Source organism: Dankookia sp. P2 (genome assembly GCF_050632255.1).
Lineage (GTDB): Bacteria > Pseudomonadota > Alphaproteobacteria > Acetobacterales > Acetobacteraceae > Paracraurococcus.
Genome location: NZ_CP192581.1, coordinates 1212205 through 1229225, shown reverse-complemented (window position 1 = coordinate 1229225; position 17021 = coordinate 1212205). Strand labels below are relative to the sequence as shown.

Sequence of the window (17021 nt, the reverse complement as noted above, 5' to 3'; positions counted from 1 at the left end):
GTCAGTGCGACATCAGCACCGGCACGGTCATCGCCTGCAGGAGCGTCCGGGTGACGCCGCCCAGCACTATCTCCCGCAGCCGGGAATGGCCATAGGCGCCGATCACCAGCAGGTCCGCCGCTCGCTCGGAGGCCTTGTTCAGCAGCACCTCGGCATCCGGCGTCCCCGGTGCCGTCACCCGCTCGACAGTCGCCGTCACGCCGTGCCGCGCCAGGTGCAAAGCGATGTCTGCGCCGGGCTCCTCGCCCTGCCGGCCCGGCCCGGCATCCGGGTTGGCCGCCAGGACCGTGACGCTCTCCGCCGCGGCGAGGATCGGCAACGCGTCGGCCACCGCCCGCGCCGCCTCCCGGCTCGCGTTCCAACCGACCAGCACGCGCCGCCCGACCTGTTCGAAGCGGCCGGCATAGGGCACCACCAGCACCGGACGGCCGGCGGCGAAGAGCACCTGCTCGACCACCAGGCCGGCATGGGAGGCAGGGTCCGCCGGGTCGCGCTGGCCGAGCACGGCCAGGTCGGCATAGCGGGCGTGCAGCGCCACGACCTCGGGCAGGCCGCCCTCCACCAGGCGCCACTCGCCGCGGATCGCCTCGCGCCGCAGCGTCTCGCGGAACCCGGCCTCGATGGTGGCGGCAGCGCCGAGCGCCTGCGCCCGCATCTGGTCGATGAGGTCGCCGAGCAGGAGGCCGCCGCCGCCGCCATCCGCCAGCGCCATCGCCGGCACCAGGGGTTCGACCACGTGCAGGCCGGTCAGGTGGGCATCGTGCTGCCGCGCCAGCGTGACGGCCAGTTGCAGCCGCGCCGCGCAGCGCGGCGTCGCATCGAGATGGACCAGGATGTCCTTGAGCCGCATCGAACCCTCCCTCGGGGTGGCGAGGTGCCGAGTCCGGCTCGGTGAGGGCGCGGCGCGTTGACCGGGATCAAGCGCCGCGCCCCGCCGCGATCACTCCGGCAGGAAGTCGGGCACCGAGAAATACCGCTCCCCGGTGTCGTAGTTGAAGCCGAGCACCCGGGCGCCGGCCGGCAGCTTCGGCAGCTTCTGCGCAATGGCCGCGAGCGTGGCACCGGAGGAGATGCCGACCAGCAGCCCTTCCCGGCTCGCCGAGCGCCGGGCGAAGTCCTTCGCCGCGTCGGCCGTCACCTGGACGACGCCGTCCAGCAGGTCGGTGTGCAGGTTGCCGGGGATGAAGCCGGCGCCGATGCCCTGGATCGGGTGCGGGGAGGGGGCGCCGCCCGAGATGACCGGGGAGGCCGTGGGCTCTACCGCGAAGACCTTGAGGCCCGGCCACTTCGCCTTCAGCACCTGGGCGCAGCCGGTGATGTGGCCGCCGGTGCCGACGCCGGTGATCAGCGCGTCGAGGCCTTCCGGGAAGTCGGCCAGGATCTCCTGCGCCGTGGTCTTGGCATGGATGGCGATATTGGCCGGGTTGTCGAACTGCATCGGGATCCAGGCGCCGGGCGTGGCCGCCGCCAGCTCCTCGGCCCGGGCGATGGAACCCTTCATGCCCTTCTCGCGCGGGGTCAGGTCGAAGCTGGCGCCATAGGCCTGCATCAGCCGGCGCCGCTCGATCGACATGCTCTCTGGCATCACCAGGACCAGCTTGTAGCCCTTCACCGCGGCGGCCATGGCCAGGCCGATGCCGGTATTGCCCGAGGTCGGCTCGATGATGGTGCCGCCCGGCTTCAGCCGCCCCTCGGCCTCGGCCGCCTCGATCATGGCGATGCCGATGCGGTCCTTGATCGAGCCGCCGGGTTGCTGCGCTCCGACTTGATCCAGACCTCGACGCCAGGGAAAAGGCGGTTCAGGCGGATATGCGGCGTGCCGCCAATCGTCTCGAGAACGCTCTGGGCTTTCATACGACGTCACTCCGTGGATTTTGGTAATGCAACCAATAATCCACCCTGCCGCTTGAGGAAAGTGCTGGCCAGCGGACAGGATCGCGTCACCCGGGGAACCCGGGCGAGGCGCGAAGCCTAACGCCTGTGGGACGGATAGGGGAGAAGACGATGCGACCGATGACCATGCTTGCGGCGGCGATCGCCCTGCTGCTGCCCGCGGCGGCCCGGGCGGCGGGGATGCGGAAGCCGGCAAGACCGCCTTCAACCGCCGCTGCGCCGTGTGCCATGCCGTCGATGCGGGGAAGAACAAGGTGGGCCCCAGCCTGCACGGCGTCGTCGGGCGGCATTCAGGCGCGGTCGACGGCTTCAACTACTCCCCGGCGATGAAAAGCGCCGACAAGACCTGGGACGCGGCCTCGCTCGACACCTACCTGCAGGACCCCAAGGCCTATGTGCCCGGCAATCGGATGATCCTGGCCGGCATCAAGGACGAGGCCGAGCGACAGAACATCATCGCCTACCTGGAGACGCAGAAATGACGGCATGACGCCGTCAGCGCGGGCCCCCGGCCGGCGCGAGCAGCCGGTGGCGCAGCAGCCAGCGCAGCCCGCGCTGCCAGCTTTCATCGGTATTGCCGCGGATCTCGGCGCTGTAGACCGCGCGGCGGGCCTCGGAGGGGGCGGCCTCCAGCACCGAGAGGGTGATGCTGAGGATGAGGTTGCTGACCTTCTGCACCACGGTGACCAAAGCGAGGTCGGCGCCGAGCGTCCGCGCCGCCGCTGCCGCGCAGGGGCCGCAGCCGCGCAACGCCGGGCCTTCCGCCAGCCGGGCGCGCTGTGGCGCGACATCGACCACCACGTAGCGGCCGGAGGCGGCCAGGGCCTGGCGCAACTCGTCCCCGATCATGGCAAGGCGCCGCTGCTGGTCCGGCCGCAGGCCCTCGCCCGAGGTGTCGAGCAATCCCGGGTCGAAGACCGCGATCCGGTCCTCCGCCCGCGCCGGGGCGGCGGCGAGCAGGAGCGCCGCGGGGACGAGCGCCAGGATGGGCGGCCGCCAGGCCGCACGGCGTGTTGAGCGCATGGGTTCTCCGCAGCATCGGGATGTGCCGGCAGACTACGCGCGAAGGGCCGGCAGGATGCCTACCCGTGGAAGGATATGCCAGGGCGATGCCGCTCGCGCGCCGAAGCCTGCTGGCCGCTGCGCTGCTTCCGGGCCTGGCCCGGGCCGCGCCGGCCGCGCTGCAGATCGGCTATCTCGCGCTGCGGCCACCCCGCCCGGTCGCCGCCACCCTGATCGAGCCGCCGCCGGCCGATGAGGGCCTGCAGGGAGCCAGGCTGGGTCTCGGCGACAACGCCACCACCGGCCGCTTCACCAACCAGGCCTTCACCCTTGAGGAACGCCGCGCGGAGGAGCCAGAGGCGGCGCTCGGCGCCATGCGCGGGCTGCTCGCGGCCGGCATCCGCCTCGTGGTCGCCGACCTGCCGGCGGATGTGCTGCTGCAGGCGGCCGCCGAGCCCGGGGCGCTGCTGCTGAACATCGCCGCCCCGGACGATGCGCTGCGCAATGCCGACTGCCGGCGGAACATACTCCACGTGCTGCCGAGCCGCGCCATGCTGGCCGATGCGCTGGCGCAGTACTTGGCCGTGAAGCGCTGGCGCAACCTGTTCCTCGCGGTCGGCCCGGCGCCGGGCGACCTGCTCTACGCCGAAGCGGTGCGGCGCGCGGCGCGGAAATCGGGCTGCGGATCGTGCTCGACAAGCCCTGGATGCATGAGCCGGGGGCCCAGCGCACCGATACCGGCCATGTGTCGATCGCCGCCGAGGCGGCGCGTTTCACCCAGGGGGCGCCATCCTATGACGTGCTGGTGGTGGCGGATGAGGGCGGCGGCTGGGGCGACAGCCTGGCCTGGCGCACCACCGACCCGCGGCCGATCGTGGGCACGCAGGGGCTGGTGCCTACGATCTGGTCGCCGATCCACGAGCAATGGGGCGCCACCCAGTTGCAGCGCCGCTTCCGCGCCCAGGCCGGGCGGCGGATGACGCCGCTGGACCATGCCGCCTGGCTGGCTGTGCGCGCGGTGGGGGAGGGCGCGGTGCGCGCCGGCACCACCGATCCGGCGGGCATTGCGGCCTTCCTGCGGAGCCGAGCCTTCGAGCTCGCCGGCTTCAAGGGCGCCCGGCTGTCCTTCCGCGACTGGGACGGGCAGCTGCGCCAGCCGGTGCTGCTGGCGGCACCCCGGGCGCTGGTCTCGGTCTCGCCGCAGCCGGGCTTCCAGCACCGGTATTCCGAACTCGACACGCTCGGCACCGACCGGCCGGAGACGCAATGCCGCGCCCTCTGATCCTTGCCCTGCTGCTGTGCTGCGCGACCGCGCAGGCCGAGACCATCATGGTCTCGAACGAGAAGGACAACACCATCACGGTGCTGGACAGCGAGACGCTGACGCTGGTCCGCACGGTGAAAGTTGGCGAGAGGCCGCGCGGCATCGTCCTGTCGCGCGACGGGCGGCATCTCTTCGTCTGCGTCGGCGACAGCGACCGCATCGACGTGGTGGACACCAGCAGCTGGCGCGTGGTGCGCCACCTGCCGAGCGGCTCCGACCCCGAGCGCGCCGTGCTGCACCCGGACGGCAAGCGGCTCTTCGTCGCCAATGAGGACGACAACATGGTCACCGTGGTCGATGTCGACCGCGGCCTGGTGCTGCAGGAGATCCCGGTGGGGGTGGAGCCCGAGGGGCTCGGCCTCAGCCCCGACGGGCGCTGGGTGGTCAACACCTCCGAGACCACCAGCATGGCGCATGTCATCGACGTCGAGAGCGGAAAGATCGTCGCCAACGTCCTGGTCGGCGCCCGGCCGCGCTTCGCGCTGTGGGAGCCGGACGGCAAGCGCTTCTGGGTCTCCTCCGAGATCGGCGGCACGCTGACCCTGATCGGCGCCGAGGACTGGCGCGCGCTGGCCGAGGTGCGCTTCGGCATCGCCGGCGTTCCGGCCGAGGCGATCCAGCCGGTCGGCATGGTCTTGTCGCGCGACGGGACGAAGTTGTTCGTGGCGCTCGGTCCCGCCAACCGCGTGGCGGTGGTGGATGTGGCGAGCCGGCAGGTGGAGCGCATGCTGCTGGTCGGTCAGCGGGTCTGGAACTTGGCGCTGTCCACCGACGGCACGCGGGTCTTCACCACCAACGGCGTCAGCAACGACTTGTCGGCGATCGACATCCAGGCGATGCGCGTCCTGCGCAGCGTGCCGGTCGGGCAGGCCCCCTGGGGCGTGGTGGTGAAGCCGTGAGGCCGGCCGCGCTGCTGCTGCTGGCGGCGCTGCTGCCGGCCATGGCGACGGCGCAGCCGCAGCCAGATCCGGACTGGCCATGCGTGCAGAGACTGGTGCCGCGTCTCGCGGCCGGCGTGCTCTGGCCGGGCCTTGCCGAGGGCGACTGGCATGGCGAGCCGTCGGTCGCGGCGCTGGTCGCCCGGATCGCGCCACGCGGGGTGGAGGAGCCGACGGGCCTTGCCGCCATCCACGACTTCGCCGCGCCGCTCGGGGCCGAGGCGCGCCGCCGGTTGCTACCGCTGGCCTTCACCGGCGCGCTGGAAGAGACCAACCGCCAGCGCGACGCGCTCATCGAACAGCTCCGCCGCTTCGCCCGCCGCCAGCGCGACCTGGCAGCGCAGGTACGCGGGCTGGAGGCCGAGCTGCGCGCGGCCCCCGAGCCGGCCCGGGAGGAGTTGACCCAGCGCCACTTCTTCGCCGCCAAATCCTACACCGATGCCGAGCGCACCCTGCGCTACGCCTGCGAGGCGCCGGTGCGGCTGGAGGCCAGGCTCGGCGCCTATGCCCGGGCGCTGCGGGCGGCACTGCCGCCGGATTAGCGCCACGCCATCAGCGCCACCCTGGCGCCGGATGCAACTCCTCGGTCGGCAGCCCGGCGGCTTCCCAGCCATCCATGCCGTCGCGGTACCACAGCACCTGCCGCCAGCCCCAGGCGGCCGCGCGCCTGGCGGCGTTCCAACTCATCCAGCAATCGGCGAGGCAGTAGAAGACCACCGGGCGGTCACGGTTGCCCTGGGTCGCGCGATCCAGTCCGATGCGGAACCAGGCCTCCGTCTCGGGCGACAGGGCACCGCGCCCCACTTCCGGCAGCCAGATACTGCCCGGCACGCCGAACCGCGGGCTCGGCCGCCAGAGCGCCTCGGGCGTCAGTCCCTCCGGCCGGCGCGGCGCGGGGAGCACGTCGATCCAGGCGGCCGCCTGTAGGTCGAAGAGGCGCGCGGCCTCGGCGGTGTCGATGGTCCGGGCGCCCGGCGCGGTGTCCGGCACCGGCGCGCGATAGTCCTCCATCCGGTAGCCATCCGCCGCGGCCAGCAGAGGTGCGGCAAGCAGCAGAGCGCGCCGCCTCACGGGGGCTGCAGGCGCCCCTCGGCATCCAGCAGCGGCACGCCATAGTCGCGCAGGATGCCGTCGATCTCGGCCTGATGGCTGCGGATGACAGCATTGATCCGGCGGCGCCATTCCGGCTCCAGCCCGCGCACGCCCATGGTGATGCGGAAATCCATCCGCGCCGCGCCGGGCTCGCTCGGCAGGGCGCGCAGCGTCAGCGGCAGGCCCTTCACCTTGGCCTGGTAGCCGGCGATCGGACCCCAGACCAGGGCAGCGTCCAGCTCGCCATCGGCCACAGCGCGCAGCAGGTCGGCGCCGGGGCTTTCGTGCCGGGTGTCGACCGCCAGCGGGAAGAAGCGGGTATGCTCGATCAAGCCGTTGCGCAGCAGCAGGTCGATCGGCGGCGTGCGGGCGATGGCACCGAGCCGAAGCGCCTTCATCGCCGGATCGTCCAGCCGTTCGGGCACCGGCCTGTCGCTGCGGAAGGCGATGACATAGCTGGTATGGTAATAGGGGTTGGTGTTCTGCATAAGCTCGTCGCCGGCCACTGTCCCCATCACCAGGTCGCAGCGCCCGGCCCGCAGCGTGTTGCGGACGAACCCCTGCACCTGCGGGAAGAAGACATAGTCCACCCGGCGGTCCAGCGCTTGGCCGAGCAGCGTGGCGATGCGGTTCTCGAACCCCTGGCCGCGATCGTTGGAGAAGGGCAGGTTTGCCGGATCGGCGCAAACCCGCAGCGCATCGGTCGCCACCAGGTCGCCGGTCTGCGCCGCAGCAGGCGCCGCCAGCAGCAGCGCCAGCAGCGCCAGCCATCTCATCGGCCGATGCGTTCCGGCCGGCCGCGGCCGAGCGCGCCGTCGGAACGCGCCTTCAGGTAGCCGTAGATGTCATCAAGATACATGACCACGTCCTCGACATGGCCGAAGGACGGCATGACGTTCTGCTGCGAGGAGCTGATGTTCTGCCGGCCGTTGATGACCGTCTCGGCGAACTGCTCATGCGACAGATGCTTGAGCGATTCAGTCAAGTTCGGCGCGTAGCTGCTGCCGGCGCCGTCTGGCCCATGGCATTGCAGGCAGGAATTGCCGTAGCGGCGGTAGCCGTTGAAGGTGGCCTGGTCCACCTTTCCGTTCTCGACCTTGTAGGGCTTCTCGTCTTCCGCGCGCGCTGCCGGTGAGAAGGCCACGAGCGCCATGGTCAATGCCAAAACTGTCTTCATGCGGAGGCTCCGGGCGGACCGGCGCCGCATGGCGCCGGTCCTGGTACGAGCGTCAGTTCGGCAAAGCGAACACGGTCAGCACGCCGCCGAGCTGGGTGTAGTCAGACAGCGACTTGTAGGCGCCGACCGCGCCGAGGCCTTCGGATTCGCCTTGCAGGCCGGCCGCCATGCCGATGCCGGCCCAGCCGCCGACGCCGGACATCACCGCGACATACTGCTTGCCCTTGTGGGTGAAGGTGTTGACGTTGCCGATGATGCCGGACGGCGTGCGGTAGCTGAACAGCTCCTTGCCGTCCTTGGTGTCGACCGCCTTCAGGTAGCCTTCCAGCGTGCCGTAGAACACGATGTCACCGGCGGTCGCCAGGGCGCCCGACCAGACCGAGAAGCGCTCCGGCTTCGACCAGGCGATCTTGCCGGTGCCAGGGTTCCAGGCAATGAAGTTGCCCATGTTGTCCGAGCCCTGCGGCGGGTACATCGACAGCGTCGCGCCGATGAAGGGCTGCCCCGCGCTGTAGGAAACGCGGAAGGGCTCGTAGTCCATGCAGACATGGTTGGTCGGCACGAACAGCATGTTGGCCTTGGGCGACCAGGCGGAAGGCTGCTGGTCCTTGGTGCCGAGCGCGGCGGGGCAGATGTTCTTGGTGTTGTTGTCCTCGCCCTGGGCGCGGGTGGAGTACTGGCTGACCACCTGCGGCCGGCCGGTCTCCATGTCCACATGCGTCGCCCAGTTGACCGCCGGGTCGAATTTCTGCGCCACCATCAGCTGGCCGTTCTCGCGGTTCAGCGTATAGCCGAAGCCGTTGCGGTCCATATGGACCAGGGCCTTGGCGACGCGCTGGCTGCCAACCTGCAGGTTGTCGACAAGCACCATCTCGTTGACGCCGTCATAGTCCCATTCGTCGTGCGGGGTCATCTGGTAGACCCATTTCGCCACGCCGGTATTCGCATCGCGGGCGAAGATTGTCATCGACCACTTGTTGTCGCCGGGCCGCTGCACCGGGTTCCAGGTGCCCGGGTTGCCGGAGCCGTAGTAGATCAGGTTCAGGTCGGGGTCGTAGCTGAACCAGCCCCAGGTGGAGCCGCCGCCCATCTTCCACTGGTCGCCTTCCCAGGTCTTGATGGAGCTGTTGGCGCCGACCGGCTGGCCCATTGCCATCGTCTTCTGCGGGTCGAACTTGATGTCCTCGTCCGACCCGACCGAATAGGCGCGCCAGACCTGCTTGCCGTCCGCCAGGTTGTAGGCGGTGACATGGCCGCGGATGCCGAACTCGCCGCCGGAGATGCCGATCAGCACCTTGTCGCCGAAGACCATCGGCGCCATCGTCGCGGTCTCGCCTTTTGCCGGGTCGCCGTTCTTCACCTTCCAGACCTCTTTTCCGGTCTTGGCGTCGAGCGCGACGACGGTGGTATCCGCCTGGCTGAGGATGATCTTGCCATCGGCATAGGCCGGGCCGCGGTTCACCGTGTCGCAGCACATCACGCCGATCACGGAGGGATCCTGCGTTGGCTCGTACCGCCAGAGCACGCGGCCGGGGTTGTTGAGGTCGAGCGCGAAGACGCGGTTGGGGAAGGGCGTGTGGATGTACATCACCTCCCCCACCACCAGCGGCCCGCCTTCATGGCCGCGCAGCACGCCGGTCGAGACTCGCCAACTCGGCTTCAGGTTGCCGACATTCTCGCGCGTGATCTGGTTGAGCTCACTGTAGCGCCAGGATGCGTAGTTGCCATTCGGCATGACCCACTGGTTCGGGTCGCGCTGCATGCGCAGCAGCTTCCGGATCCGCGGAAGCGCCCGTGGCCGTCGCGGCCAGTGCGCACGCCAGGGCAGCGCGTCGCAACATCTTGTCGTTCCTCCTGCGTCCGCTTGGAACGGACGCGCGATTGTCTCGCGTGCCGACAGCCTTTGCCGTCGGGTGGATGACGAGGCTGATCACCATCCATGGCGAAAGCTATTGGGTTGGCGTGACACTCCACAAGCGACCAGCGCCACCGGTGCCGCGCACGTGTTCGGCATCGTTCGGCATAGCATCGCGTCTGGACGTGGCACCGCGGAGGCTCGAGCATGAATCGACAACTTGGCCGCCAATTCCAGCAACAAGCGGGAGCGGCAAGATTAGGAGAGACGATGCTTGGCAGACGCGGATTGATCGCGGCGCTGGGCCTGGCGCCGCTGCCGCTTGCGGCGGAGCCGGCGCCGAGATTGTCCGAAGCGCAGCTGCTGCTGTTCGAGACGCCGCACCTTGCCGCACTGCGGCCGCCGCTCCGGCTGGACTATGCCTTCCTGCGCGAGGCGGCCGGTGCGGCACCGCTGCAGGATGCGATCCGGCTTGAGATCCGTGCCGGGGCGGAGGAGGGGCGGCGCGATGTGTCGCCGGAATTCCTGACCGGTCCGCGCGCCATGCACTACCCGCCGGCACGGGGCTTCCGCGGCAACCCGCTGCTGCTCTTCGCGCTCGATCGCATCGCGCGCGAGTTGAGTGCTGCGACCGGCGGCGCGCAGGGCTGGTTCCGCAACCGCATCCGCCGCGCGCTGGCGGATGCGCCGCCGCCGAAGCGCCTGCCGCTGCGCTTCGATGGCGCCGAGGTCGATGCCACCGAGGTTGCGCTGCAGCCATTCGCTGGCGAGCCGCGTGCCGGGCGCTACCAGGATCAGCGCTACCGCTTCGTCCTGGCCGAAGCCGTGCCGGGCTGGATCCACACGATCGCCAGTGACTTGCCGGATGGCGCGGTGCGCGAGGCGATCACCTTTGCCACCGCGGTGCCGCTGTGAAGCGGGTGGTGCTCGCGCTGTTGCTGGCGCCGCTGCCTGCCCTGGCGCATGACTATCCGACGGTCGCGCGGGCCGATTACGTGCTCGGCTGCATGGCGGCGAACGGCAATTCGCGGCTGGCGCTGGAACGCTGCGCCTGCAGCATCGACGCCATCGCCGAGCAGCTGCCCTACGACCGCTACGAGGCGGCGGACACGGTGCTGCGCATGCAGGCCGGCAATCTCGGCGAGCGCGGTGCCGAATTCCGCGACCCGCCACAGACCCGCGCGGCCGTGGAAGCGTTGCGTCGGGCGCAGGCGGAGGCAACACTGCGCTGCTTCCCCTGAGCGGCGCGGGGACATGGCGGGAGGAAATGCCGGAATGGCGGATGGGGAAGTCGCTGCGACGCGGCAGGGACGTCGTGGCCCCAGGACCGGCCCGCGCGGCCGGACGGCCGGCGATGCGGCGCGTGCGACGGTGCTTGATGCGATCGCCGCCCTGCCGCTGCGGCGCGACCTGCTGATCGAGCACCTGCACGCGCTGCAGGACCGGCACGGCTGCCTCCGCGCCAGCCACCTCGTCGCCCTGGCCGAGCTGCTACGGCTGGCGCCGGTCGAAGTCTTCGAGGTTGCCAGCTTCTACCATCATTTCGAAGTGCTGGAAGACGCGGCGCCGGCGCCGCCGCCGGTGACGATCCGGGTCTGCGACAGCCTGCCCTGCGCCATGGCCGGCGCGCGCCGCCTGCTGGATGCGCTGCGCGCCGCGCCGCCCGGCGGCGCCCGCATCCTCGCCGCACCCTGCATGGGCGCCTGCCACCGCGCACCCGCCGTGGCGCTCGGACATGAGCTGGTGGAGCGGGCGACGCCGGAGCGGCTCGCGGCCGCGCTGCGCGACGGGCCGCCGGCGATGCCGGTGCCGCCCGGCCTTGCCGCCTACGAGTCCCGCGGTGGCTATGCCGCGCTGCGCCGGGCACAGACGGAAGGCGCGGCCGGTCACGAGCGGACGCTGGCGAGCTTGGAGGCAGCGGCGCTGCGTGGCCTCGGCGGTGCCGGATCCCCGCCGCGCGGAAGTGGCGGCTGGTCATGGCAGAGCCGGCGCCCCGCCACATGGTGGTCAATGCCGATGAGGGCGAGCCGGGCACCTTCAAGGACCGCTACTGCCTGGAGACCGAGCCGCACCGCGTGCTGGAAGGCATGCTGATCGCCGCCGAGGCGATTGGCGCGGAGGCCTGCTGGATCTACCTGCGCGACGAATACCCGCATCTGCGCCGCATGCTGGAAGCCGAAATCGCGGGGCTCGCCGCGGCCGGCCTGGCGCGCATGCCGGTCCATCTCCGCCGCGGTGCCGGTGCCTATATCTGCGGCGAGGAGACGGCGCTGCTGGAAAGCCTCGAAGGCAGGCGCGGCTATCCCAGGCACAAGCCGCCCTTCCCGGGCGAGCATGGCCTGTTCGGCCGCCCCACCTTGATCCACAACGTCGAGACGCTCTGGCTGCTGCCGGAGCTGCTGGCGCATCCTGAGGCCGCGGCGCGGCATGCCGCCATGGGCCGCCGCGGCCGGCAGGGCCTGCGCTTCTTCAGCGTTTCCGGCCGGGTGCAGGACCCCGGCGAGAAGCTGGCCCCGGCCGGCGTGACCGCGCGCGAGCTGGTCGAGGAATTCGCCGGCGGCATGCTGCCCGGCCACCGCTTCCTCGCCTACCTGCCGGGTGGCGCATCGGGCGGCATATTGCCCGAACGCCTGGCCGACCTGCCGCTCGATTTCGGCACGCTGGATGCGCAGGGCTGCTTCGTCGGCTCAGGCGCGGTGGTGATCCTCTCGGATCAGGACGATCTGGCCGAGGCGGCGCGCAACCTGCTGCGCTTCTTCCGGGAGGAAAGCTGCGGCCAGTGCACGCCCTGCCGCGTCGGCACCGCCAAGGCGGCGGCGCTGCTGGAGGTACCGCGCTGGGACCGCGCGCTGCTGGATGAACTGGCGGCGGCGATGGCCGACGGGTCGATATGTGGTCTTGGCCAGGCGGCGATGAACCCGGTCCGCACGCTGCTGCGGCACATGCCGGAGGCGATCGCATGATCTGCTTCACCCTGGATGGGCGCGGGGTCGCGGCGGCGCCGGGCGAAAGCCTCTGGGATGTCGCCACGCGGGAGGGCGCGGAGATCCCGCATCTCTGCCACCGGCCGCGGCCCGGCTACCGGCCGGACGGCAATTGCCGCGCCTGCCTGGTGGAGATCGAAGGCGAGCGCGTCCTTGCAGCGTCCTGCATCCGCAAGCCACGCGACGGCATGGTGGTGCGCACTGCAACCGAACGCGCGGCGCGCGCGCGACGCATGGTCTTCGAGCTGCTGCTGGCCGACCAACCAAGTGCGGCAGGACGCGACGCCTCCGCCGACTTCGGGCGATGGACGCAGCGGCTCGGCCTCACCGGCTCGCGCTTCCTGCCCGAGCCGCACCGGCCCGCGGCCGATCTCTCGCACCCGGCCATGGCGGTGCAACTCGACGCCTGCATCCAGTGCGGGCTGTGCGAGCGCGCCTGCCGCGAGGTGCAGCATAACGACGTGATCGGCCTGGCGCGGCGCGGCATGGAGGTGACGGTCAGCTTCGACCTGCTCGACCCGATGGGTGCGTCCAGCTGCGTCGCCTGCGGCGAATGCGTGCAGGCCTGCCCGACCGGCGCCCTGCTGCCGAAATCGGTGCTGGACGAGGCCGGCCGCCGGACCGCGGCGCCAGCGGAGGAGGTCGCCAGCGTCTGCCCCTATTGCGGCGTCGGCTGCCAGGTCGGCTTCCGGGTGCGCGACGGCGCGATCGAGGAGGTGGTCGGGCGCGACGGTCCGTCCAACCGGGGCCGGCTCTGCGTCAAGGGCCGCTTCGGCTTCGACTACCTGCGCCATCCTGACCGCCTCACCCGGCCGCTGGTCCGCATCGCGCCGAAGGACCCGGCGGATTGCCTTGACCCGCGCAGGGCGCGGGCGAAGTTCCGCGAGGCGAGCTGGGAGGAAGCGCTCGGGCTCGCCGCCGGTGGCCTCATCCGCATCCGCGACATGCGCGGGCCGAATGCGCTAGCCGGCTTCGGCTCGGCCAAGGGATCGAACGAGGAAGCCTACCTGTTCCAGAAGCTGGTCCGCACCGGCTTCGGCACCAACAACGTGGACCACTGCACCCGGCTCTGCCATGCCGCCTCGGTCGCCGCGCTGCTGGAAGGGATCGGGTCGGGGGCCGTCACCGCACCCTTCATGGCGGCGGCGGAAGCCGAGGTCATATTCGTCATCGGCGCCCGGCCGACCGAGAACCATCCGGTCGCCGCGACCTTCCTGAAGGAGGCCGCGGCGCGCGGCGCGGCCCTGGTCACGCTCGACCCGCGCGGCAGCGCGCTCGACCGCCACGCGCAGGAGGTGGTGCGCTTCGCCCCAGGCCGGGACGTGCCGATGCTGAACGCGATGCTCCACACGGTGATCGAGGAGGGGCTCTACGACCGGCAATATGTCGCCGCGCATACCGAGGATTTCGAGGCGCTGCGCGGCCACGTCGCGGCGCTGACGCCGGACGCGATGGCGCCGCTCTGCGGCGTGCCGGCCGAGCAGCTTCGCCGGGTTGCCCGCCTGTTCGCCGGTGCCCGGACGGCGATGATCCTCTGGGGCATGGGCATCAGCCAGTCGACGCACGGGACAGACAACACCCGCTGCCTGATCGCGCTGGCGCTACTCTGCGGCCAGATCGGCCGGCCGGGCACGGGACTGCACCCGCTCCGCGGCCAGAACAACGTCCAGGGCGCCTCGGATGCCGGGCTGATCCCGATGATGTTCCCGGACTACCGCCACACCGATGACGACCTGGCGAGGGCGCATCTGGAACGGCTCTGGGGTGCCGCGCTCGACCCCACCCCGGGGCTGACGGTGGTTGAGATCATGCAGGCGATGGAACGTGGCGCGATCGCCGGCATGTACATCATGGGCGAGAACCCGGCCATGTCGGACCCCGACGTCGCGCATGCCCGGGCCGGGCTGGCGAAGCTTGAGCACCTCGTGGTGCAAGACCTGTTCCTGACCGAGACCGCGGCGCTGGCCGATGTGGTGCTGCCCGCCTCGGCCTGGCCGGAGAAGGACGGCACCCCGTCACCAACACCAACCGGCAGGTGCAGATGGGCCGCGCCGCGGTGCCGCTGCCGCCAGGCGTACGGCAGGACCTCGACATCATCGTCGACATCGCCCGCCGCCTTGGCCTGCACTGGACCTATCGGCATCCGCGCGACGTCTTCCCGGAGATGGCGGAGGCGACGCCCTCGCTCGCCAACATCACCTGGGCGCGGCTGGAGCGGGAAGGCAGCGTCACCTATCCCTGCCACGGCCCGGACGAGCCAGGCGAGGCAATTGTCTTCGGCGACCGTTTCCCGACCGCCTCTGGCCGCGCCCGGTTCGTCGCCGCCGGGCTGCGCGACCCCGACGAGATGCCGGATGAGCGCTACCCGCTGATTCTCACCACCGGCCGGCTGCTGGAACACTGGCACACCGGCAGCATGACCCGGCGCGCCGGCATGCTGGACGCGCTGGAGCCGGAGCCGACCGCCTCCCTCGCGCCGGCCGAACTGGCGCGGCGCGGCCTCGCTCCCGGCCAGCGGCTGCGTCTGGAAACCCGGCGCGGTGCGATCGAGATGGCCGCGCGCGCCGACCCCGCCCTGCCGGAAGGGCTGGTCTTCGTCCCCTTTGCCTACCGCGAAGCGGCGGCCAACCTGCTGACCAACCCTCAGCTCGACCCTATCGGCAAGATTCCGAGTTCAAATACTGCGCTGTTCGGGTCGAGGCGGTGCCCACGCTGACGTGAGGCCGCCAGCCTTGATCGATGCGCGCCCGCGCCGCCAGTCTCGCGTTCGCGTCACGTCCAGAAGGAGAAGCAGGATGGCCTGGAAGACCCCGATCATCACCGAGATCTGCCTTGGCCTCGAGATCAACGCCTACGCCAGCGCGACGGTCTGAGGCGGTCCGGTGACCGGCATGCCCGATGGCATGGCGGTCTGAACCGGACCGTTTGGCGCCTGCAAGGTCCGCCGCGGCGCCGCGCCGCGGCGTGCTGCTCGGATTTGGCGCGGTCTTGCTGGCCGCTGCTGCTCCTGCGACGCGACCCGTGGAGGTCGCGCCCGGACTCTTCGTTCTTCCCGGCCTCGATGAGGATGCCTCGGCGGAGAATCTCGACGCCTTGGCCAATACGGGCTTCGTCATTGGCCGTGAGGCGGTCGCGGTGATCGACCCTGGTGGCGGCCTTGCGCACGGTCGGTTGCTGCGGCAGGCGATCGAGGCGGTCACGCCCCTGCCGGTCCGCTATCTCGTCCTCACGCATGTCCATCCGGACCATGTCATGGGCGCTGCTGCCTTCGCTGATTGCGGCGCAGAGGTCGTCGCCCATGCCCGGCTACCGGCCGCCCTGGCGCAGCGTGGCGAATTCTACCGCCGCATGCTGGAGCGCGAGATGGGCGAGGCGGCCGCCGGCAGCGCCGCGCTCGCGCCGACGCGGCTGGTGCAGGACCGGCTGGACCTCGATCTCGGCGGCCGGATGCTGGCAGTGCGTGCACATCGCCCGGCCCATACCGACCACGACCTCAGCCTGCTGGACGGCACGACCGGCACGCTCTGGGCCAGCGACCTGCTCTTCCTCGACCGCATCCCGGCGCTTGACGGCAGCCTGACCGGCTGGCTGCGGGAACTCGATGTGCTGCGGGAGGTGAAGGCCACCCGCGCGGTTCCGGGCCATGGACCGGCGGCAGTGGCCTGGCCGGAGGGTGCGGCCGATCTCACCCGCTACCTGCTGGCACTGCGCGATGGCACCCGCGCCGCCATCGCCGCCGGGGTGGGGATCGCCGCGGCGCCCGCCTGGGTGGCGCCCGAGGAGGCTGCCCGCTGGCGCTTGGCCGAGTCCTATCACGGCCGCAACGTGACCGCCGCCTACCGCGAACTGGAATGGGAGTAGCCGCCATGCGTCGCCGTCCCCTGCTGCTTGCCGCCTTTGTCACCCCTGGCATCGCCCGCGCTCAGGGCATCGAGCCGGCGGAGGCACCGCGCCGGGCGGAGCGCTGGCGCGACCTGAGGCAGGCGATCTTCGGCGACCGCCCGGTGCAGCCGGCCGGCGCGGCGCTCGATCTCAGCGTCCCGCCGCGGGCGCTCGACGCGGCACTGGTGCCGGTCGGCTTGGCCCTCTCAGCGGAGCTGGCGCCGCGCGTCACCGCCATCCATTTGGTGATCGACGAGAACCCGCTGCCATTGGCGGCGGTCTTCCGCGCCGGCCAGCCGGGCGCGTTGCGGGCGCTGACCACCCGGGTACGGGTCGATGCCTACACCAACCTGCACGCGGTGGCGGAGACGGAGGACGGCCGGCTGCTGGAGAGCGTCCGCTTCGTCAAGGCAGCCGGCGGTTGCTCTGCCCCCATGGGCGGCGACCTGGAAGCGGCACGGCAACGGATGGGCCGGATGCGCCTGACACTGCCGGAAGGCCTGCCCGGGCCGAACCGGGCCGTGCCGGTTCAGGTGGCGGTCAGCCATCCCAATACCTCCGGGCTGCAGATGGACCAGCTGACCCGGCTGTCGATCCCGGCCGAGTTCATCCGCAGCCTGGCAATGACCTATGCCGGTGCGCCGGTTCTGGACATCGTCACGGATATCTCGATAGCCGAGAACCCGACCTTTGGCTTCGCTCTGACCGGTTTGCCGGGCGGCGCGCTGCGCGTCCTTGCGGTCGACAATCGCGACCGCCGCTTCGAAGGGCTGTGGACACTGGATGCCGCGGGTTGACAGGTCGATATCGTAATCTCTTTTGCGTGAAATATGTCTTGTGCTAAGCAGCATGGAAGAGCGCGCGGAGCCGTGCC

At 71.1% G+C, this 17021-nt stretch carries 22 protein-coding genes; 13 read left to right on the top strand and 9 right to left on the bottom strand.

What is annotated here, in order from left to right; translation table 11 throughout:
* Window position 1: 1 nt before the first annotated feature.
* The 3 genes from ACQ86J_RS07400 to ACQ86J_RS07390 all read right to left on the bottom strand — a co-directional run bounded on the left by ACQ86J_RS07400 (window position 2) and on the right by ACQ86J_RS07390 (window position 1854).
* Complete coding sequence (locus tag ACQ86J_RS07400) at window positions 2-850, bottom strand: universal stress protein (RefSeq protein WP_431270623.1); 849 nt, start codon at window positions 848-850, stop codon at window positions 2-4.
* A gap of 90 nt (window positions 851-940) precedes the next feature.
* Window positions 941-1714, bottom strand: a complete 774-nt coding sequence (locus tag ACQ86J_RS07395) for a PLP-dependent cysteine synthase family protein (protein ID WP_431270622.1) — start codon at window positions 1712-1714, stop codon at window positions 941-943.
* Complete coding sequence (locus ACQ86J_RS07390; protein WP_431270621.1) at window positions 1711-1854, bottom strand: hypothetical protein; 144 nt, start codon at window positions 1852-1854, stop codon at window positions 1711-1713. Before ACQ86J_RS07390 ends, ACQ86J_RS07395 begins: the two co-directional genes overlap by 4 nt.
* Before the next feature lie 260 nt (window positions 1855-2114).
* Between ACQ86J_RS07390 and ACQ86J_RS07385 the strand changes: the two genes are divergently transcribed.
* Window positions 2115-2375 carry a c-type cytochrome gene (locus ACQ86J_RS07385; protein WP_431270620.1) on the top strand — a complete coding sequence of 87 codons (261 nt, stop codon included), beginning with the start codon at window positions 2115-2117 and terminating at the stop codon, window positions 2373-2375.
* 13 nt (window positions 2376-2388) lie between these two features.
* On the opposite strand, the gene ACQ86J_RS07380 is transcribed toward ACQ86J_RS07385, so the two are convergent.
* A complete protein-coding gene (locus ACQ86J_RS07380; protein ID WP_431270619.1) occupies window positions 2389-2916 on the bottom strand; it encodes a DUF3280 domain-containing protein in 528 nt (175 codons plus the stop codon).
* Between the two features lie 59 nt (window positions 2917-2975).
* Entirely contained in the window at window positions 2976-3428 is a 453-nt protein-coding gene (locus tag ACQ86J_RS07375) for a hypothetical protein (protein ID WP_431270618.1), read from the bottom strand.
* A gap of 155 nt (window positions 3429-3583) precedes the next feature.
* Between ACQ86J_RS07375 and ACQ86J_RS07370 the strand changes: the two genes are divergently transcribed.
* Genes ACQ86J_RS07370 through ACQ86J_RS07360 form a run of 3 tightly spaced genes read left to right on the top strand, consistent with a single transcriptional unit; the run spans window position 3584 to window position 5699 of the window.
* On the top strand, window positions 3584-4177 hold the full coding sequence (locus ACQ86J_RS07370; protein WP_431270617.1) for a hypothetical protein: 594 nt from the start codon (window positions 3584-3586) through the stop codon (window positions 4175-4177).
* A complete protein-coding gene (locus tag ACQ86J_RS07365) occupies window positions 4162-5118 on the top strand; it encodes a PQQ-dependent catabolism-associated beta-propeller protein (RefSeq protein WP_431270616.1) in 957 nt (318 codons plus the stop codon). The genes ACQ86J_RS07370 and ACQ86J_RS07365 overlap by 16 nt, the downstream gene beginning before the upstream one ends.
* Window positions 5115-5699, top strand: a complete 585-nt coding sequence (locus ACQ86J_RS07360) for a hypothetical protein (RefSeq protein WP_431270615.1) — start codon at window positions 5115-5117, stop codon at window positions 5697-5699. Before ACQ86J_RS07365 ends, ACQ86J_RS07360 begins: the two co-directional genes overlap by 4 nt.
* 10 nt (window positions 5700-5709) lie before the next feature.
* Here ACQ86J_RS07360 and ACQ86J_RS07355 read toward each other — a convergent pair whose 3' ends face one another.
* The 4 genes from ACQ86J_RS07355 to ACQ86J_RS07340 are packed head-to-tail and all read right to left on the bottom strand — an operon-like array spanning window position 5710 to window position 9188.
* Window positions 5710-6228 carry a rhodanese-like domain-containing protein gene (locus ACQ86J_RS07355; protein ID WP_431270614.1) on the bottom strand — a complete coding sequence of 173 codons (519 nt, stop codon included), beginning with the start codon at window positions 6226-6228 and terminating at the stop codon, window positions 5710-5712.
* Window positions 6225-7025: a substrate-binding domain-containing protein gene (locus ACQ86J_RS07350; RefSeq protein WP_431270613.1), complete on the bottom strand. Its 801-nt coding sequence runs from the start codon at window positions 7023-7025 to the stop codon at window positions 6225-6227. Before ACQ86J_RS07350 ends, ACQ86J_RS07355 begins: the two co-directional genes overlap by 4 nt.
* On the bottom strand, window positions 7022-7456 hold the full coding sequence (locus tag ACQ86J_RS07345) for a c-type cytochrome (RefSeq protein WP_431270612.1): 435 nt from the start codon (window positions 7454-7456) through the stop codon (window positions 7022-7024). The genes ACQ86J_RS07350 and ACQ86J_RS07345 overlap by 4 nt, the downstream gene beginning before the upstream one ends.
* A gap of 22 nt (window positions 7457-7478) precedes the next feature.
* The gene (locus ACQ86J_RS07340) at window positions 7479-9188 is read right to left on the bottom strand and encodes a methanol/ethanol family PQQ-dependent dehydrogenase (RefSeq protein WP_431270611.1); all 1710 of its coding nucleotides are present in this window, start codon (window positions 9186-9188) and stop codon (window positions 7479-7481) included.
* Window positions 9189-9551: 363 nt separating this feature from the next.
* Between ACQ86J_RS07340 and ACQ86J_RS07335 the strand changes: the two genes are divergently transcribed.
* The 9 genes from ACQ86J_RS07335 to ACQ86J_RS07295 all read left to right on the top strand — a co-directional run bounded on the left by ACQ86J_RS07335 (window position 9552) and on the right by ACQ86J_RS07295 (window position 16944).
* Window positions 9552-10196 (top strand): hypothetical protein, encoded by a 645-nt coding sequence (locus ACQ86J_RS07335; RefSeq protein WP_431270610.1) that lies wholly within the window; start codon window positions 9552-9554, stop codon window positions 10194-10196.
* A complete protein-coding gene (locus ACQ86J_RS07330; protein WP_431270609.1) occupies window positions 10193-10522 on the top strand; it encodes a hypothetical protein in 330 nt (109 codons plus the stop codon). The genes ACQ86J_RS07335 and ACQ86J_RS07330 overlap by 4 nt, the downstream gene beginning before the upstream one ends.
* 130 nt (window positions 10523-10652) lie before the next feature.
* Window positions 10653-11375, top strand: a complete 723-nt coding sequence (locus tag ACQ86J_RS07325) for an NAD(P)H-dependent oxidoreductase subunit E (RefSeq protein ID WP_431270608.1) — start codon at window positions 10653-10655, stop codon at window positions 11373-11375.
* On the top strand, window positions 11282-12244 hold the full coding sequence (locus ACQ86J_RS07320) for an NADH-ubiquinone oxidoreductase-F iron-sulfur binding region domain-containing protein (RefSeq protein WP_431270607.1): 963 nt from the start codon (window positions 11282-11284) through the stop codon (window positions 12242-12244). Before ACQ86J_RS07325 ends, ACQ86J_RS07320 begins: the two co-directional genes overlap by 94 nt.
* The gene (locus ACQ86J_RS07315) at window positions 12241-14637 is read left to right on the top strand and encodes a molybdopterin-dependent oxidoreductase (protein ID WP_431270606.1); all 2397 of its coding nucleotides are present in this window, start codon (window positions 12241-12243) and stop codon (window positions 14635-14637) included. The genes ACQ86J_RS07320 and ACQ86J_RS07315 overlap by 4 nt, the downstream gene beginning before the upstream one ends.
* The gene (locus ACQ86J_RS07310) at window positions 14613-14981 is read left to right on the top strand and encodes a molybdopterin dinucleotide binding domain-containing protein (RefSeq protein ID WP_431270605.1); all 369 of its coding nucleotides are present in this window, start codon (window positions 14613-14615) and stop codon (window positions 14979-14981) included. The genes ACQ86J_RS07315 and ACQ86J_RS07310 overlap by 25 nt, the downstream gene beginning before the upstream one ends.
* Before the next feature lie 16 nt (window positions 14982-14997).
* Window positions 14998-15138: a pyrroloquinoline quinone precursor peptide PqqA gene (pqqA, locus tag ACQ86J_RS07305; protein WP_431270604.1), complete on the top strand. Its 141-nt coding sequence runs from the start codon at window positions 14998-15000 to the stop codon at window positions 15136-15138.
* Between the two features lie 148 nt (window positions 15139-15286).
* A complete protein-coding gene (locus ACQ86J_RS07300; protein WP_431270603.1) occupies window positions 15287-16126 on the top strand; it encodes a quinoprotein relay system zinc metallohydrolase 2 in 840 nt (279 codons plus the stop codon).
* A gap of 5 nt (window positions 16127-16131) precedes the next feature.
* Complete coding sequence (locus ACQ86J_RS07295) at window positions 16132-16944, top strand: quinoprotein dehydrogenase-associated SoxYZ-like carrier (RefSeq protein WP_431270602.1); 813 nt, start codon at window positions 16132-16134, stop codon at window positions 16942-16944.
* Window positions 16945-17021 lie beyond the last annotated feature (77 nt).

Bases quoted from the DNA above. Each gene is read 5' to 3' on its own strand.
- ACQ86J_RS07400 (WP_431270623.1), bottom strand. From the start codon at position 850: ATGCGGCTCAAGGACATCCTGGTCCATCTCGATGCGACGCCGCGCTGC.
- ACQ86J_RS07395 (WP_431270622.1), bottom strand. From the start codon at position 1,714: ATGATCGAGGCGGCCGAGGCCGAGGGGCGGCTGAAGCCGGGCGGCACC.
- ACQ86J_RS07390 (WP_431270621.1), bottom strand. From the start codon at position 1,854: ATGAAAGCCCAGAGCGTTCTCGAGACGATTGGCGGCACGCCGCATATC.
- ACQ86J_RS07380 (WP_431270619.1), bottom strand. From the start codon at position 2,916: ATGCGCTCAACACGCCGTGCGGCCTGGCGGCCGCCCATCCTGGCGCTC.
- ACQ86J_RS07365 (WP_431270616.1), top strand. From the start codon at position 4,162: ATGCCGCGCCCTCTGATCCTTGCCCTGCTGCTGTGCTGCGCGACCGCG.
- ACQ86J_RS07350 (WP_431270613.1), bottom strand. From the start codon at position 7,025: ATGAGATGGCTGGCGCTGCTGGCGCTGCTGCTGGCGGCGCCTGCTGCG.
- ACQ86J_RS07345 (WP_431270612.1), bottom strand. From the start codon at position 7,456: ATGCGGCGCCGGTCCGCCCGGAGCCTCCGCATGAAGACAGTTTTGGCA.
- ACQ86J_RS07340 (WP_431270611.1), bottom strand. From the start codon at position 9,188: ATGCAGCGCGACCCGAACCAGTGGGTCATGCCGAATGGCAACTACGCA.
- ACQ86J_RS07335 (WP_431270610.1), top strand. From the start codon at position 9,552: ATGCTTGGCAGACGCGGATTGATCGCGGCGCTGGGCCTGGCGCCGCTG.
- ACQ86J_RS07320 (WP_431270607.1), top strand. From the start codon at position 11,282: ATGGTGGTCAATGCCGATGAGGGCGAGCCGGGCACCTTCAAGGACCGC.
- ACQ86J_RS07315 (WP_431270606.1), top strand. From the start codon at position 12,241: ATGATCTGCTTCACCCTGGATGGGCGCGGGGTCGCGGCGGCGCCGGGC.
- ACQ86J_RS07310 (WP_431270605.1), top strand. From the start codon at position 14,613: ATGCCGGATGAGCGCTACCCGCTGATTCTCACCACCGGCCGGCTGCTG.
- ACQ86J_RS07295 (WP_431270602.1), top strand. From the start codon at position 16,132: ATGCGTCGCCGTCCCCTGCTGCTTGCCGCCTTTGTCACCCCTGGCATC.